The sequence below is a fragment of the Arsenicibacter sp. R0_47 genome (assembly GCF_057652235.1).
Genome location: NZ_JBYFCJ010000003.1, coordinates 79,125 through 96,054, shown reverse-complemented (window position 1 = coordinate 96,054; position 16,930 = coordinate 79,125). Strand labels below are relative to the sequence as shown.

Sequence of the window (16,930 nt, the reverse complement as noted above, 5' to 3'; positions counted from 1 at the left end):
TGCCGGCATCATGGGGAGCATTGCCATTATTCCTGCCCGCGGCGGCAGTAAGCGTATTCCGCGTAAAAACATCCGGCCTTTTCTGGGCAAACCAATCATTACCTACGTCATTGAGGCCGCCGTTCAGTCGGGGCTTTTTGAGGAGGTAATGGTATCAACAGACGATGCGGAGATTGCCGCCATTGCCGGCCAATACGGGGCTGTTGTTCCGTTTTTCCGGTCAGCAGAAAATGCGGATGACCATGCCTCAACCGTTGACGTGTTGCTGGAGGTGCTGGATCGCTACGCAGCGCATGGCCGCCGCTTCGACCACCTTTGCTGCCTTTATCCGACCGCTCCTTTTGTGACAGTTAATTTACTCAAACACGCTTTCCAGACGCTGACCGACAAACAGACCGATATTATGTATCCCCTGCAGCGGTTTGATTTCCCGATTCAGCGTGCGTTTTTTCTCCGCGACGGCCTGATTCAGTGGGCTGATCCGGATAATTACCCCAAACGCTCTCAGGACCTTGAGCCCGCTTACCATGATGCCGGGCAGTTTTACTGGTTTGATGCACAAGCGTTGATGACTCACCGTAGCCTGCAAAAGCTCCGGGCGGGCGGCATCGAAATTACCCAGATGCAGGCCCACGACATTGATACGGAAGACGACTGGCAAATGGCAGAGCTTAAGTACCAGCTGTTCCATAAACGCACTGGCAACCCTCTATGAGTGCTCCGAAAACGATTTTCTTCCGCATGGACGGCGGCCCGCAGATTGGCCTCGGGCACATCATGCGGTGTCTGGCACTGGCCGAGATGCTGATGCCGGGATTCACCTGTACCTTCTGCATCCATCAGCCAGCCGACGCGATTATCAGGTTGCTGACCCAAAAAGGGGTTTCGGTACTACCGCTTGCGACACAGGACGTCGCTGAGTTTCTGGTCCTGTTACCGGCCAACAGCCTGATTGTGCTCGACGGCTATCACTTCGGCGAAACCTGTCAGCGCCGGATCAAAGCGGCGGGGCATACGCTGGTGTTTATTGATGATCTGATGACCGGCCACCAGGTTGCCGATGTCATTATTAACCACACGCCCGGTATCACCGCCGACCGGTATCAGGCCGAATCCTATACCCGTTTCTGCTTCGGAACAGCCTACGCACTAGTAAACCCTGTGTTTCAGCCCCAACCGCTGCAACCCGACAGCCCGTATGTGCTTCTGAATCTGGGTGGTGCCGATCCGCAGAACATGTCCAGGCAGCTGGCTGAGTGGCTGTTGCAGCTCCCCAACCAGCTGGTGATCCGTGTGGTGCTTGGCAGCGCCAACGTTCACGTCCCCACATTTGCCGGTCTGCCGGCCGACAGGATGCTTATCCTCCAGAACCTGTCCGTTGAGGACATGGCCCGCGAAATGGAAGCGTGTCGTTATGCTATTCTGTCATGCAGCACCGTTTCTTATGAGCTGGCGACCATCGGCCGGCCGTTTATCGGTATGCAGACCGCCGGTAACCAGCACTATCTGGCCGACTTTTTTGCCAAAGAGAAACTGGCGGTACATATCTTTACAGAACTACCGGATGCGGCCTGCTTCCGGGAGGTACTGGCCACTATCCGGCCCGATCAGGGGGTAGCAGCCCAGCGCCGTTTTCTCGACGGCCGGTCTGCCGAACGGTTCAGGGCCTTATTTGATCACTTAACGGCTAACTAATACGCATGGACATAACACTGACCCCTCTCCAACACGACGATATTGACCTGGTGCGCACCTGGCGGAACTCACCCGACGTCAGCCAGTACATGTACACCGAGGCTGAGATCACTGCTGAACAGCAGGAAAACTGGTATCAGAAAATCAAGGATGATCCGTCGTCAAGATACTGGATCATTGAGTACAACGACCGGAAAATCGGGCTGGCCTCGCTGACCGGCATCAGTCAGACATTCAGCAGTTGTTACTGGGCATTTTATCTCGGCGATACGGCCATTCGCGGGGGTGGTATCGGCTCAAAAATTGAATACAATGTGCTGGAGTATGTCTTTCAGGAGCTCAAACTGAATAAGCTGCGGTGTGAGGTTTTTGTCTTCAACGATAAGGTCATCTCACTGCACGAAAAATTCGGATTCCGCCGGGAAGCTTACTACCGCCAGCACGTCCGGAAACAGGGCCGCTGGCAGGATGTCGTGGGGCTGGCCATGCTCCGCGACGAATGGGCAATTTACCGGGAGGCGATGCGGAAGAAGATTTACGGGGATTAGTCAGCTAATTATCAGGACTATTAAAACCTCATTAAAGGTCATTTTACCACATAGCCAGATAGAAAAACAAAGCTTTTTTAGTCTCTTTTGTGCCCTATGTGGCTATGTGGTATATTCATTTGAACACCGGTCAGCTTAAACGGCTATTTCCGGATTCACTCTCCAAATTTATTTACTTTAGCTGAAACACTTAAAAGCTTAGGTAAAGCCCGTGTGCTGACAGCAAACTAGTACATCTTCGCCAAACTTCGTAATTTTGCAGGCCGGACGGAACCCGGCGTTATGCTTTTTTGATTCTGAAAGGCACACGGTGCCTTTTTAGTTTTTTACGCTATGAATCAACCCATTCAGGTTGCCAATTATACCATCAGCTCCTCGGACCGGCCGTTTATTATCGCCGAGATGTCGGGCAATCACAACCAGTCGCTGGAACGTGCGCTGGCCATCGTCGATGCGGCGGCCGACGCCGGCGCCCATGCCATCAAACTCCAGACGTATACCCCTGATACCATCACCTTCAACGGACAGTCGGAGGAGTTTTATATCCGGGACAATCAATCGCTGTGGGCCGACAAAAACCTGTACAAACTCTATCAGGAAGCCTATACGCGCTGGGAATGGCACGCGCCGATTTTCGAACACGCCAAAAAGCGCGGCCTGATCGCCTTCAGCTCCCCGTTCGACACAACAGCCGTTGACTTTCTGGAATCGCTGGATGTACCGCTGTACAAAATCGCGTCGTTTGAGAACACCGACCACCTGTTGCTTAAAAAAGTAGCACAGACCGGTAAACCCGTCATCATGAGCACCGGCGTTGCTACGCTCGCGGACCTCTACGAATCGGTGAAGGTCCTGCGCGACAATGGCTGCAAGGACCTGATTCTGCTCAAGTGCACGAGTACCTATCCGGCCACGCCCGAAAGCACCAACTTGCTGACGATTCCGCACATGCGCGACCTGTTCAGCGTATACACCGGTTTGTCGGACCATACAATGGGCATTGGCGCGGCGGTAGCGGCCGTGGCGCTGGGCGCGGTCGTCATCGAAAAACACTTTACGCTCAGCCGCGCGGATGGCGGTGTCGACTCGGCTTTCTCCCTCGAACCTCACGAGCTGCAAAGTCTGGTGACGGAAACCGAACGGGCGTTTCTGGCCATGGGTCAGATTAACTATACCCCGACTCCGAAAGAACAGAAAAGCCTTCAGTTCAAACGGTCGCTGTATGTGGTCAAAGACATTAGGACCGGGGAGCCGTTTACGGCCGAAAACGTCCGGAGCATCCGGCCGGCCAACGGGCTGCACACCCGCTACTACGATCAGGTTCTTAACTCCGTCGCCACACAGGACATCCCCGCCGGCACCGCCCTGCGGTGGGACCTGCTTAATTAGTGATTGAGTAATTGAGTGATTGAGTGAATTTGGGACGTTCACTCAATCACTCAATTACTCAATCACCCACTTTCCATGGGTATCATCATTCGTCAGACGATCTGGAGTTCGGTTTTTGCGTATGCGGGGATTGCGGTTGGTTTTGTTACGACCGGCATCATCATTCCTAAGGTACTTGAAACCGATCAGGTTGGTCTTCTCGGCTTATTGCCGTCCATTGCCGTTGTATTGGCGCAGTTTGTGAACCTTGGCCTCAACGGGGCCGGTACGCGGTATTTCCCGTACTTCCGCGATGCCGAACGGCAGCACAACGGCTATCTGCTCATTGTATGCCTCTCGACCCTGATCGGTTTTGCGCTCTGTGCCCTCGGCCTTTTTCTGGCCCGCGACTGGGTCATTGAGCGCTATAGCAAAGAGTCGAAGCTGTTTGTGGATTACTACTATCTGCTGATTCCGCTGACGCTGCTGACTGTCTTTTTCAGCATTTTCGACAACTACGCGCGGCTGTTGTACGACTCCGTCTCCGGCACGTTTCTGCAACAGTTTTTTCAGCGGTTGCTGGTGCTGGGCGCCATTGGTCTCTACTACTTCGGAGTTGTCGGTTTCGTCGGTTTCATGTGGGTCTGGCTGGGGGCCTATTTTGTGCAGACAGCGCTGATGATCACCCGCGTGGTGCAACATCACGGGCTGGCGCTCAATCCGGCCTATGTGTCGGTTAACCCCGCCATGCGCAAAGAGCTGATCCGGTATGCCGGCCTGACGCTCATGACCGCCCTGTCATCAAGCATTATTCTGGCAATTGATAAAGTGATGGTCAACGACGGGGAGGGCCTTGCCGACACAGGTATCTACAGCACGATGTCCTACTTCGGGGTTGCCATTGCCTTGCCGGCCACCGCCCTGTCAAAGGTTGCCTATACGATCATTGCCGAAGCCTGGAAGCGCAACGACCTCGACCACATTGCCGATGTCTACAAGCGCAGCTGCCTCAACCAGCTGATAATCGGGTGTCTGGTCTACATGGGTGTGGTTGCCAACATGCCGAACCTGGTCCAGTTTATGAAACCAGGCTACGAAGCAGGCTTCTACGTCGTGGTCTGGATTGGGCTGGGCAAACTGGTCGATATGGCAACGGGCGTCAACGGCATCATCACCGCCACTTCCCGCTACTACGCTGTTGACTCTGTCCTGTTTCTGTTGCTGATCGGCGTAACCATTGGCCTGAACCTGATCCTGATGCCTTTGTATGGTATCAACGGCGTGGCCATTGCAGCTGCCCTGGCCACTACCCTCTGGAATCTGGCCCGGACAGTGTTTGTCTGGGCGAAATTCGGGATGCAGCCGTTTACCTGGCATAACCTGGCGGTGCTGGTTGTTGCCGGCGGCGTTTTTGCGCTGGCAGTGTGGTATCCCTACGGTACCGGTACAACCTACATCATTGCCGATATCCTTGTTCGTTCTTCCTTCATTACCATCCTGTTTGGTGGCCTGGTCTACGGGCTGCGGCTGTCGTCCGATGTAAATCAGATGGTACACGGGCTGTTGAAAAAGATTAACTTTGGCCGATTCCGCTGAGCCTGCTCTGCGGCTTTCTGCCTTACCAGATACATTATGTGGCTGATCCGATTTCTGTTTAAAGATTTATACCGCTCGCTGATTCATCCCGACGGACGCCGGTTTATGTGGCTGTTGTTCCGGTACGGGAGCTATCCGCGCAACCGCCCGACCACGATTTCCTTCCGGAATTACCGCTTCGATGTACCCGATGCATTTTCGTTTGTCTGGCAGATCAAGGAAATTTTTGCCGACGAGTTTTACGGCTTCAAGGCAACGACCCCGCAGCCGGTCATTCTGGATTGCGGGGCGAATATCGGCACAAGCATTACCTACTTCAAGCAGCTATATCCCGACGCCCGCATCATCGCGTTTGAGGCCGATGCCCATATCGGGCAGGTACTGGCCCAAAACCTGCGGCAGAATAATCTTCGCGGCGTTGAGATTGTGAATAAAGCGGTCTGGACGCATAACAACGGGGTTTCGTTTGGCAGCGGCGATGCAGATGCAGCCTCGATTTTCTCCGAAAGCGATAAAACGCTGGTGCCGTCGGTACGGCTGCGCGACTACCTGTTGCGGGAATCACGGATTGACATGCTGAAAATGGACATCGAAGGAGCCGAAACCGATGTCATCGCCGATTGTCATGATGCACTGGCTAATGTCCATAATGTCTTCATTGAATATCATTCGTACGTAGATCATCCGCAGGGGCTCGCTTCTATTATTAATACACTGGAAAAAAACGGTTTCCGTTACTACATCGATTCGAGCCAGAGCCGGACGCGCCCGCTGGTGAATCATCGGTATTCGTCAGGCAACAATATGGATTTACAACTGAATATATTTGGCTTTAATCCTAAACTTACGTCATGATTGAGAGCGTATTACGACATAGCGAGTTAGTAAACCAACCACCCGTCCTGATCGACATTGGTGCATCCGGAAAACTCCACGGCCGCTGGCGGTTGCTGGCTAAACATTCCATCTGCATTGCGTTTGACGCCGATGACCGTGATTTTGGCTATGTTGAGCAGGAGTCGAAAACGTTCAAAAAACTCTACACGTTCAATAATATCGTTACGGATACGGATGTTAAGGAAGCCGATTTTTACCTGACCGCTTCGCCGCACTGTTCCAGCCTCCTGCGCCCACGCCCGGACCTGATCACCGAGCACGCCTTTGCGCCGAAATTTGAGATTGAAAAAGTCGTTAAGCTGAAAACACGCAGCCTTAAATCAGTCCTGAACGAACTATCTGTCAATCAGGTCGACTGGATTAAGATCGACTCACAAGGGACCGACTGGCGTTTGTTCAACAACCTCGGCCCCGAGATTCAGCCCAATGTGCTGGCCGCCGAATTTGAGCCGGGCATTACGTCTGTGTACGACGGAGAAGACAAGCTCTATACCCTGATGCACGAGATGGAAAAATGCGGCTGCTTCTGGCTGGCCGAATTACTGCCTAAAGGCTCTCCCCGCATTACACCGGCGCTCATGGACAGCTTTTCGACCCATCCGTTCCTGAAGAAATTTGTCCTGTTCTCACTGAAAGACAACGCGATGTGGGCAGAGATGACCTACCTCAACACCTTTCAGTCGGGGGCTACCCAAAGTAAGCGCAACCTGCTGCTGGGCTGGGTAATTGCTACGATTCTGAAACAACACGGCTTTGCGCTGATTCTGGCCGAGAAAGGAAAAACCGCCTATAACGATCCGGTTTTCGGGGAAATGATCAGCCATTCACGGCGGCAAATCTGGAAACGTGTGCTCACAATCCGGTTCTGGCCCGAGATTGTCAAAAAGGTAAACCTGCTGTTCGGGAAATAATGTCCTGATTTATCTATGCGCGTTACATTACTCAATACGTTTCACCGCAGTGGCGGAGCAGCGGTAGCGGCTAACCGGCTTCATCAGGCTTTTTTGCAGCACGGCCTCGACAGCACACTGCTGACGGGTGCGCCAACGCAGCAGGAAAAGCGGCTCGAAGCCCCCGCCGTTGTTTCCCTGGCCGATTCGTTTTGGGGTGATCAGCTGGCTTTTGCCCGGTTTGTGGGTGAACGGCTGTATTTTCTGCCGTATGAGAAAAGCAAAGCCGTACGGTTTCATTTTTCACCGGCAACGTTCGGGGCAGACCTGGCCCGTCATCCGGCGGTTCAGCAGGCCGATGTGCTGCACCTGCACTGGATCAATTTCGGTTTTTTGTCGCTAAACGGCCTCGACGATCTTCTGCGGCTCGGTAAACCCGTCGTCTGGACCCTGCACGACACCTGGCCGTTTACCGGCGGATGCCATTATCCGCGTGGCTGCGAGCACTTTAAAACGCATTGCCACCAGTGCCCTTACCTCCGCAAACCCGGCGAACGCGATCTGGCATACCGTATTTTCCGGCGCAAAACAGCGTTGCTGAAAGGTGCCCGGATTCATTTTACGCCACCAAGCCGCTGGATGCAGAACGAGGCACAATCGGGGGCTCTGCTGCGTGATTTCCCGTTTACGGTCATCCCGAATCCGGTTGATCAGAGCGTGTTTGTACCACAGGCGCGTGAGGAGGTTACCAGGCAGCTGAATCTCGCAGCTGACCGGCCGAGGTTGTTATTTGGTAGCTTTAACACAACCGATCCACGCAAAGGATTCGCTTTTTTTGTGGAAGCCCTACGAATTTTAAAGCAGCACTATCAGGGTAAAGAGCCGGAAATTATACTATTTGGTAAAAGCAATCCCGCCGACCTCGAAGCGGTACCCTATCCGGTCCGTTCCTTGGGGGTCCTCCGTACCGAAGAAGCGGTAGCTATGGCCTATAATGCGGCCGATGCGCTCGTTGTCCCGTCACTGGAAGACAACCTGCCGAATACCGTTGCCGAAGCACTTTCGTGCGGTACGCCGGTCATCGGGTTCAAAACAGGCGGCATTCCGGAAATGATTGACCATCAGCAGAACGGATATCTGGCAACAGCCGGATCGGCGGCGGCGCTGGCCCAGGGACTGGCCTGGCTGCTGAACCATACCGACCGCACCAAACTGCGGCAGGAAGCCCGGTTATCGGCTGAACGCCGCTACTCGGGCGCCGTTATTACCCGGCAGTTCAACGAGTTATATCATTCACTTTTATAACCATGTACGGGCGACCCCACGTGGTCGCCCATATCAGCCCCCACGTGGTCGCCAATTTCAAACCTCAGGGGTCGCCCATATCAATCTTGTTTACTATATGCAACCAACGCTGACGATCATTAACCGCCACTACCCCCCGAATCCCGGCATTACGGGCGAAACGGCCTGGGATCTGGCCAAATACCTGATCGAGCAGCATGGCATTGACGTGCAGATTGTGCATATCGACCGTACTTACGACGGTGGCGGCGCCATCCGGCAGCCGGTTGGCCGGACGTTTGCCGTTCAGCCCGTCTACAAGGGTAACAACGGCCTGCTGAAACTGGTGACCGGCCTGATCGACGGCCTGCTGCTGATCAGGAAAGGCTTTCAGGTACGCAAAGGCCCGCTATTGGTCATGACCAGTCCGCCGCTGCTGCCTTTCTGGGCTTCCCGCCTGCTGACACGCCGGGGCATTCCGTACTGGCTCTGGTCGATGGATTTATTTCCCGAAGGCTTTGCCGCAGAGGGTAAAATCAGCGCCCGGAATCCCCTGTACCGGTGGGTGATGCGGCAAACTTACCGCAACCCGCCTGACCTGTTGGTTGCTCTCGGCCCGGGCCAGGCAGAGCACCTGCGGCAGCAATACCGGCAGCCAGCCCTGAAAACAGTCGTACTGCCCTGCGGTGTACTAATGCATCAGGAGCGGGACACCACCCCGCCCGCCTGGCGGCAAAACGATGGCAAACTGTATATCGGGTATGCCGGTAACGTAGCCCAGCCCCATTCGGCTGCTTTTCTGAAAAGCATTATCCGGCATATTGATCCGGAACGGCAGCAGCTGGTCCTTGCACTTTATGGCCGGAAAGCGCCGGAGCTCATCGAACTGGCAACCGGCCGGCCGGGCATTACGCTGTTACCGAATATCCCGAGAAGTCAACTTCACTTTCTTGATCTGCAACTGGTTACCCTGCTACCGGAGTGGACGCATATTGCGGTTCCGTCGAAAGCCGTCAGCGGGGTCTGTTCCGGTTCGCCCATTTTGTTCTGCGGCCGGGCTGACAGTGACAGTTACGGGCTTTTGCAGGAGGCTGCTTTTTTTCTGGAAGATGCCTCCGGTCTTGACGAACGGGTTGCACAATTTTTACAGGATCTGACACCTGAACAACTGATTGAGCGAAAAAATAAAGCCAGTCAGGTGGCAGACAACCTGCAAACCATGGTAAAGACCGCGTACGACGCGATTGCAGCAGCTGTCTATGTTTTCAAATCGTGAAGTTTGACGCCTTAACGGTATTTTTTTTTCGTTTTTTATAAGATAACCATTATCTCATTGTTAAAACAGCATGAATTAGAGGGGATAATTTCGACTTTTTTACTTTTTGTAATATAATGCCGGTAAATTTGTCCGCCTATTCCTAAATCTTGTTGGTTGATTGTTCTTTTTCCGTTAAAAAATAGACTTGACCTATGAAACGAATCGCTGTTTTTACGTCCGGTGGAGATGCCCCTGGTATGAATGCTTGTATCCGGGCCGTTGTCCGGGGAGCTGTTTACCACGGCATCGAAGTGTTCGGGATCCGTCGGGGGTATAGCGGTATGATAAACGGGGATATTTTTCAGATGACATCCCATTCCGTCAGTAACATTGTACAGCGTGGGGGTACCGTTCTGAAGTCAGCCCGTAGCAAGGAGTTTATGACTCCGGAAGGCCGAAAAAAAGCATATGACCAGCTCCAGAAGTTTGGCATTGAAGGCCTGGTTGCCATTGGTGGTAACGGTACGTTTACCGGTGCCACAATCTTTTACGACGAATATGGTATTCCGACCGTAGGGGCACCGGGTACAATTGATAATGACCTGTATGGTACCGACCATACCATCGGGTATGATACCGCAGTCAATACGGCCCTGGAGGCGATTGACAAAATCCGCGATACGGCCGACTCGCACGACCGGGTATTCTTTATCGAAGTAATGGGCCGTGATTCCGGCTATATCGCTATTCAGTCGGGTATTGCCGGCGGCGCCGAGGTGGTAATGGTACCTGAGGTACTGACACCGATTTCGGAAGTTGTTGAAGTGTTGAAGCAAGGCTGGCACCGTCAGAAATCATCGTCAATCATTGTCGTTGCCGAAGGGGATGAAGAAGGTAATGCCGCCGAAGTAGCCGAAAAAATCAAGGAGCAGATTGATATTAATCTTGATATCCGGGTAACTACGCTCGGACACATCCAGCGGGGTGGTATTCCGACGGCCTATGACCGTATCCTGGCCAGCCGCCTGGGGCTTGGTGCGCTGGAAGGACTAATGGACGGGCAGAAAAACGTCATGGCCGGTGTCATTAACAATGAGTTGGTGTATACACCATTCAAAGATACCATCCGTCTGCCGAAGCCGATTAACGAAGATCTGCTGCGCATGGTTAAAATTCTGTCCATCTAGTTTTTTCTTCATCGCCCTGGCGTATCCGGGGCGATGAGGAAAAAACCGGATTACAGGTACCCTACCACCCAATACGTCAGGTACCCCACGACTTCGCGGAGTACCCAAAAGGTATCATTAAACGATTTTTCGTTGGGAAGCAGGTAATTACCCAGCGAATGGGATGTTTTTTCGGCTAGGAACCCGGTCGGGAAAGGTGTTACAATCATGCCCTCTTTCGCAAAACAAGCCATAGCACGGCGCATGTGCCATGCCGAGGTAATCAGTACGCAGCGGTTGGTGTTAAACTGCCGCGCCAGTATCGGTTGGGAAAACGCCGCATTCTCACGCGTATTTTTTGAGTTTCGTTCCAGCACAATGTCGCTGGCCGGTACGCCTGCCGTCTGCAGAAATGCAGCGACCATCTGCCCTTCATCGTTAATGGCCGGCGTCTGAAACAGCAGATTCCCCTGCCCACCGCTGATCAGAATTTTCTGAATATAGCCATTTTTATAGAGCCAGAGCGCCTGCCCGACGCGGTCAGCTTCGTGGCCCAGCACCGGCCTGACGGGTTTCACGTCTGCCAGCCCGTTAATCATACCTCCGGTCAGCACCACACCAACCCGTATTCCGTCTGTCTTTTGCGGCACCGGCTGCGGACCGATTTCCCAACCTTTCAGCAACTCATTGGTGAGAAAACCGTTTCCTGCCAGCCAGAACAGCATGAGCGATATACCCGTGAACCGACGGCGCAGGCGGGCATCTTTCAGAAAGTAAGCCGCTAACAATGTGCAGAATAGCCAGCCGGCCGGCGTTATAAAGTAATAGATTGTTTTCGAAAAGAAATAAAACATAGGCTATGCACCAAATACGTCGGGTGTGCGTTAGTATCAAAACTATTGTTGAGCCATTTTACCGGATGAATGATAAATCGGTTAAAGCGATACGCTATCCGCCGGCGATCCACCTTTTCCACAGTAAAATTCCGCTAAACTCGTAAATTTGTAGAAACTGTACTGAATCAGATACGCACGATCTGTATGAAAAAAATCGTTTGCACTGTTTTTTTAGCGCTTGCCGTAACTGCATCGCTGTTGGCCCAAACCACGCCTAAGCCCACTGAACGGTTCCGGATTTCGGGGCAGATTAAAGGCCTGAAAGATTCTACCTGTGTGTTGGCCCACTGGTATGGCCCTACCCAATACATTCCTAAAGATACGGCTAAGGTAGACCCGCAGGGCCGCCTCGTTTTCGAAGGTGATAAGCTCCCGCAGGGCCTCTACCTGGTACTGACTCCTAAACAGCGCTACTTCGAACTCATTATCACCGACGAGCAATCATTCTCTTTTGAAACCGATACAACCAACTTTGTTGGTAACATGAAAATCAAAGGCACAAAAGAAAATGAGGCGTTCTATGGTTACCAGCAACAAATGGGTAAATTCTATGAAGAATCCCAGGCGATTGACACTCAGCGAAAACTGCGTAACGATGCTGTATCAAATGCCATGTTCAACAAAAAGAAAGACGAACTGGCAAAACAGGCACAAGACTATCGTACCAATTTTCTAAAAGAAAAAGCCGGCCTGTTTACCGTAAAGCTGCTTTCGGCCTCCGCAGAACCCGAAGTGCCTAATCCGCCAAAAGCGGCTAATGGCCGGCCGGATTCACTGTGGCAGTTTAATTACTACAAACAACATTATTGGGATGGGCTGGACCTTACAGACGAACGCTTTTTACGCACCCCCCTCTTCCAGCGTAAACTGGAACGGTATGTAAAAGAGCTAACCGTACAGACTGCTGACTCACTGATCAAAGAAGGCGAACACCTTATCAGTAAGTCAAAAGCCAATAAGGATGTAATGCTTTACATCATTTATTACTTCACCAGCCAGTATGAGCAACCGAAAATTCTGGGCACCGACGAAGTATTCCTGCACATGGCCGAAAAATATTATCTGACCGGTATCATGCCGCTGTCGGATGAGGCGGCCAGAGACAAGGTACGGGAGCGCGTTAATATTCTGAAACCGCTGATGAATGGCCGGGTCCTGCCGGCGCCGACGGTCAGTGATACGCTGAAGCGGCCAATTGATTTTATGAATGTCAAGTCAGAATACCTTGTTGTATTCCTCTATGACCCGGAGTGTGGCCATTGCCGCGAATCAACGCCGAAGCTGAAGAAGTTTGCCGATGCGCACAAAAAAGACACTAAAATTTTGGCCATCGCTGTCGATAAATCACCGGAAGACTGGAAAAAATTCATCAGGGAGTTTGGCATCGGCGATTGGGTAAATGGCTATGACTTTACCTTCCGGACCAACTACCGGCAACAGTATGATGTCTATTCTACCCCGGTTGTGTATGTACTCGACAAGGATAAGAAGATTCTGGCGCGCCGGATGCCGGTCGAACAGCTCGACGACTACTTCCAGTTTTTAGCCCGCCAGAAACAGGAACTTGCCAAAAAAGACCCTGCCGCGGCTAAAGCAACCGCCCCGAAAGGGAAGTAAGGGTGTAGCGTATTAGATCACCAGTGGTGGCACGACCGCCAGGCGGCCCTGTTTGACGGGGCTGGCCATCCAGTCGTGCCACCACTTTTTTATAGCCAGCAACCGGAAGAAAACCGGTTATTTCATTTTTCCCCGTTTAACGAGGTATGAGGTCAGGATCTGATCGAAACCACGGGCGATATCCGCTTCAATAAAATCGATTTTGTACTGACCACACCGCATCTTCAGTTCCTGGAAATACGAACGTACGGCCTGCTGGTACTCACCACGGATCTGACCGGGCTGTAGTTTCACGCGGTCGCCGGTTTCGAGGTCAATAAACTCGTACGGCCGCTCATCGAACGCAAAGTCCTCTTCCGTTTTTTTATCGGTTACGTGAAACAGCAACACTTCATGCAGGTTGTGGCGCAGGTGTTGCAGGGCCGAAAACAGGGCCTCCGACTTCTCCACGTTTTCGAACATATCACTGAAAATAACTACCAGCGACCGTTTATTGATTTTTTCGGCGACCTGGTGAATCACGTCAGCAGCCGAGGTTTTGCGTTGCGGCGGGGCCTGATGCAGCAACTGCTCCAGGTGGTTAAATACCTTGTGGACGTGCGACGGCGTTGATTTCACCTGCGTCTGCAAGTCAATGGTGTCTGCAAACGTTGTCAGGCTGACTGCATCTTTCTGCCGTTGCAGCAGATACGCCAGACAGGCCGCCGCCATGATGCTGAACGTTATTTTGCCCTGATCCTTCTCCGGATAATACATCGACGACGATGTATCGACCAGCAAATGGCAACGCAGGTTGGTTTCTTCCTCGTACCGCTTCACAAACAGCCGTTCCGATTTGGCAAAGACCTTCCAGTCAATGTGACGGGTAGTTTCGCCGGTATTATACAGACGATGTTCGGCAAACTCCACCGAAAAGCCGTGAAAAGGCGATTTGTGCAGACCCGTAATAAACCCTTCGACTAACTGACGCGCCAGAAATTCGACATTCCCGTATTCTCTGACCTGCGACAGGCTAAGTTGCTTTTTCATAATCCGTTCTTCTCTTTCCGATAGCGGGTGTTTATACCGGTAACAACAGGCCCGCCTTGCCAGTGCTGTATCTACTAGTTACAACATTAACGGCTAAATAATATATTTAGGATGGAATATTTTACGGGTCCTCCTTTTTTATTCCATAACCATCTGCCAATCCTACAAAAGGACCGCATTTTTTATACATTTGTTTCTCCTTTGTACGTTTTTACGTTAGTTTTTTTTAAACCTACTTATGATGAATAGACGAGACGCCCTCATGCGAGTGGCTGCGTTTATGGGAGCAACTATGTCGTTCCCGGCGCTGGCTGATACGCTCGAAGCCTCAGTCGCCAGCCGCGCAGCTACCGGTGCTCCGGTATTTCTGACGGCCGACCAGGATGTGATGGTAGCAGAACTGGCCGAGGTTATTATCCCGGCCACCAATACGCCTGGTGCAAAGGCGGCAAAAGTAAACGAAATCATTGATGTGGTCCTGAAAGACTGTTATAAGCCAGCCGATCAGCAGCGGTTTAAGGAGGGTCTGGATCGTACAAATCAGATTGCCAAAGGCAGCTTCAACAAGTCATTCGTTGAATGCGACAACAACCAGCGGATTGAGGTTGTAAAAATGCTGGAGCAGGAGGCAAAAAAACAGCGCAAGGATATGGCAGGTGCTCCGGCAAATCAACGCTTTACGCCGTTCTTCGCCATGCTGAAAGACCTGACGCTGATGGGTTACTTCACGTCTGAAATCGGCTGTACACAGGCTCTGGAATACGTGGCTGTCCCTGGCCGCTACGACGGCTGTATTACGCTCAAACCCGGTCAGAAAGCCTGGGCAATCTAATTTTAATGACCATGAGCGGCCAAAAGCGCCGGAGTGTGTTGCTCCTGCGTTTCACCGTTCATTATCCATTGACAGATCATGTACCTAAACATTGATTCCATAAAAGATATTACCTACGACGCAATTGTCGTAGGTTCAGGCATTTCAGGCGGCTGGGCAGCGAAAGAACTGACCCAGAAAGGCCTGAAAGTGTTAATGCTGGAGCGTGGCCGCGACATCAAGCACATCGAAGGCTACACAACGGCGACCAACAACCCGTGGGATTTCCCGCACCGTGGCCGGATTACAACCCAGGCAGCTGAAGAATACTGGGCCAACATGCGTACCGGCTACACGGCCAACGAAGAATGGCGCCACCATTTCGAGAACGACAAGGAAAACCCGTACCAGGAAACCCGCCCGTTCGACTGGATCCGCGGCTATCACGTCGGCGGCCGCTCACTGATGTGGGGGCGCCAGAGCTACCGCTGGAACGAAGAAGACTTCATGGCCAACCTGAAAGACGGTATTTCCGTCGACTGGCCGGTTCGTTATAAAGACGTTGCTCCCTGGTATGACTACGTTGAGCGGTTTATCGGCGTTAGTGGCAGCAAAGACGGTTTGTCGGTACTGCCGGACGGCCAGTTCCTGCCGGCCATGGACATGAACTGCGTTGAACGCGAAGTAAAGGCGCGGATTGAAAAGCAGTTTGGCGGCCGTAAAGTAACCATGGGCCGCACCGCCCACCTGACAGCACCGCAGCCACAACACTATGCGCTGGGCCGCGCTGCCTGCCAGTTCCGGAACCAGTGTATGCGCGGTTGCCCGTATGGTGGTTATTTCAGTACCCAGTCATCGACCTTGCCGGCGGCAGTAAAAACCGGCCGCCTGACCCTGCGCCCTGACTCAATCGTGTCGGAGGTGATTTACGACGAAAAACTGGGTAAAGCCAAAGGCGTACGGGTAATCGACCAGAACACGAAAGAGGTTCGGGAATACTATGCCCGGATCATCTTTATGAATGCATCGGCCATTGCCAGTGCGTCGATTATGATGAACTCAAAATCAAGCCGCTTCCCGAACGGTCTGGGCAATGATTCTGACCAGCTGGGCCGCAACATCATGGATCACCACCTGGCTGTCGGTGCCTCGGGTATCTACGAAGGCTTTGAGGATAAATACTACTATGGCCGCCGCGCCAATGGGGTTTACGTCCCTCGTTACCGCAACTGGAACGGCGACAAACGTGATTACCTGCGCGGTTTCGGTTATCAGGGCGGTGCCGGTCGTGAAGGCTGGGGCCGTGGCAATGGCATGGAAGGATTCGGGGCAGAATTCAAGGAAAAACTCACGCAGCCAGGCGTCTGGACGATGGGTCTGGGTGGCTTCGGTGAAGTGTTGCCAAACGAGAAAAACCGCTTTACCCTTTCGCCGACCCAGAAAGACAAGTGGGGCTTACCGGTTGTGGTATTCGATGCTGCTTACGGTGAGAACGAAATCAAAATGCGTAAGGACATGATGAACGACGCAGCCGAAATGCTCGAAGCAGCGGGTGTGAAGAACGTCAATCCATACAATGATATGTCGAAAAACATGGGTATCGGTATCCACGAGATGGGTACTGCCCGTATGGGTCATGACCCGAAAACGTCCGTTCTGAACAAGTGGAATCAGGTACATGCCTGCAAAAACGTGTTTATGACCGACGGCGCATTCATGACTTCGGCATCCTGCGTCAACCCGTCACTGACCTATATGGCGTTTACGGCACGGGCGGCAAACTATGCCGTTCAGGAAATGAAAAAGAAAAATCTCTAACATTTTTTGACACAAAAAGGCATAAGATTAACGTCTTATGCCTTTTTTGTGCCATCT

The 16,930-nt window shown here is 52.5% G+C and carries 15 protein-coding genes; 13 read left to right on the top strand and 2 right to left on the bottom strand.

The window, feature by feature from the left end:
- Window positions 1-10: 10 nt before the first annotated feature.
- The 10 genes from pseF to pfkA all read left to right on the top strand — a co-directional run bounded on the left by pseF (window position 11) and on the right by pfkA (window position 10,723).
- Window positions 11-715: a pseudaminic acid cytidylyltransferase gene (gene pseF, locus AC23NW_RS06400; RefSeq protein WP_487448918.1), complete on the top strand. Its 705-nt coding sequence runs from the start codon at window positions 11-13 to the stop codon at window positions 713-715.
- Window positions 712-1,695, top strand: coding sequence for a UDP-2,4-diacetamido-2,4,6-trideoxy-beta-L-altropyranose hydrolase (gene pseG, locus AC23NW_RS06395; protein WP_487448436.1), 984 nt, complete (start codon window positions 712-714; stop codon window positions 1,693-1,695). The genes pseF and pseG overlap by 4 nt, the downstream gene beginning before the upstream one ends.
- Before the next feature lie 5 nt (window positions 1,696-1,700).
- Window positions 1,701-2,243: a UDP-4-amino-4,6-dideoxy-N-acetyl-beta-L-altrosamine N-acetyltransferase gene (pseH, locus tag AC23NW_RS06390; RefSeq protein WP_487448434.1), complete on the top strand. Its 543-nt coding sequence runs from the start codon at window positions 1,701-1,703 to the stop codon at window positions 2,241-2,243.
- A 333-nt stretch (window positions 2,244-2,576) separates the two neighbouring features.
- Entirely contained in the window at window positions 2,577-3,632 is a 1,056-nt protein-coding gene (gene pseI, locus AC23NW_RS06385) for a pseudaminic acid synthase (RefSeq protein WP_293844343.1), read from the top strand.
- Window positions 3,633-3,707: 75 nt separating this feature from the next.
- Window positions 3,708-5,207 carry a lipopolysaccharide biosynthesis protein gene (locus AC23NW_RS06380; RefSeq protein WP_487448432.1) on the top strand — a complete coding sequence of 500 codons (1,500 nt, stop codon included), beginning with the start codon at window positions 3,708-3,710 and terminating at the stop codon, window positions 5,205-5,207.
- Window positions 5,208-5,243: 36 nt separating this feature from the next.
- Window positions 5,244-6,062 carry an FkbM family methyltransferase gene (locus tag AC23NW_RS06375; RefSeq protein WP_487448431.1) on the top strand — a complete coding sequence of 273 codons (819 nt, stop codon included), beginning with the start codon at window positions 5,244-5,246 and terminating at the stop codon, window positions 6,060-6,062.
- Window positions 6,059-7,015 (top strand): class I SAM-dependent methyltransferase, encoded by a 957-nt coding sequence (locus AC23NW_RS06370; RefSeq protein ID WP_487448429.1) that lies wholly within the window; start codon window positions 6,059-6,061, stop codon window positions 7,013-7,015. Before AC23NW_RS06375 ends, AC23NW_RS06370 begins: the two co-directional genes overlap by 4 nt.
- A 15-nt stretch (window positions 7,016-7,030) precedes the next feature.
- A complete protein-coding gene (locus AC23NW_RS06365; RefSeq protein WP_487448427.1) occupies window positions 7,031-8,299 on the top strand; it encodes a glycosyltransferase family 4 protein in 1,269 nt (422 codons plus the stop codon).
- Between the two features lie 97 nt (window positions 8,300-8,396).
- Entirely contained in the window at window positions 8,397-9,554 is a 1,158-nt protein-coding gene (locus AC23NW_RS06360) for a glycosyltransferase (protein WP_487448426.1), read from the top strand.
- 194 nt (window positions 9,555-9,748) lie between these two features.
- Entirely contained in the window at window positions 9,749-10,723 is a 975-nt protein-coding gene (gene pfkA, locus AC23NW_RS06355; protein ID WP_487448424.1) for a 6-phosphofructokinase, read from the top strand.
- A gap of 50 nt (window positions 10,724-10,773) precedes the next feature.
- Here pfkA and AC23NW_RS06350 read toward each other — a convergent pair whose 3' ends face one another.
- On the bottom strand, window positions 10,774-11,556 hold the full coding sequence (locus AC23NW_RS06350) for a YdcF family protein (protein WP_487448423.1): 783 nt from the start codon (window positions 11,554-11,556) through the stop codon (window positions 10,774-10,776).
- Between the two features lie 186 nt (window positions 11,557-11,742).
- Between AC23NW_RS06350 and AC23NW_RS06345 the strand changes: the two genes are divergently transcribed.
- Window positions 11,743-13,215: a thioredoxin-like domain-containing protein gene (locus AC23NW_RS06345; protein ID WP_487448421.1), complete on the top strand. Its 1,473-nt coding sequence runs from the start codon at window positions 11,743-11,745 to the stop codon at window positions 13,213-13,215.
- Window positions 13,216-13,332: 117 nt separating this feature from the next.
- On the opposite strand, the gene AC23NW_RS06340 is transcribed toward AC23NW_RS06345, so the two are convergent.
- Window positions 13,333-14,244 (bottom strand): DUF58 domain-containing protein, encoded by a 912-nt coding sequence (locus AC23NW_RS06340; protein ID WP_293840294.1) that lies wholly within the window; start codon window positions 14,242-14,244, stop codon window positions 13,333-13,335.
- Window positions 14,245-14,485: 241 nt separating this feature from the next.
- Between AC23NW_RS06340 and AC23NW_RS06335 the strand changes: the two genes are divergently transcribed.
- Together AC23NW_RS06335 and AC23NW_RS06330 are read left to right on the top strand one after the other, a co-directional pair.
- Window positions 14,486-15,076 (top strand): gluconate 2-dehydrogenase subunit 3 family protein, encoded by a 591-nt coding sequence (locus AC23NW_RS06335; protein ID WP_293840315.1) that lies wholly within the window; start codon window positions 14,486-14,488, stop codon window positions 15,074-15,076.
- Between the two features lie 78 nt (window positions 15,077-15,154).
- Window positions 15,155-16,873, top strand: coding sequence for a GMC oxidoreductase (locus AC23NW_RS06330; protein WP_293840296.1), 1,719 nt, complete (start codon window positions 15,155-15,157; stop codon window positions 16,871-16,873).
- Window positions 16,874-16,930: the final 57 nt, after the last annotated feature.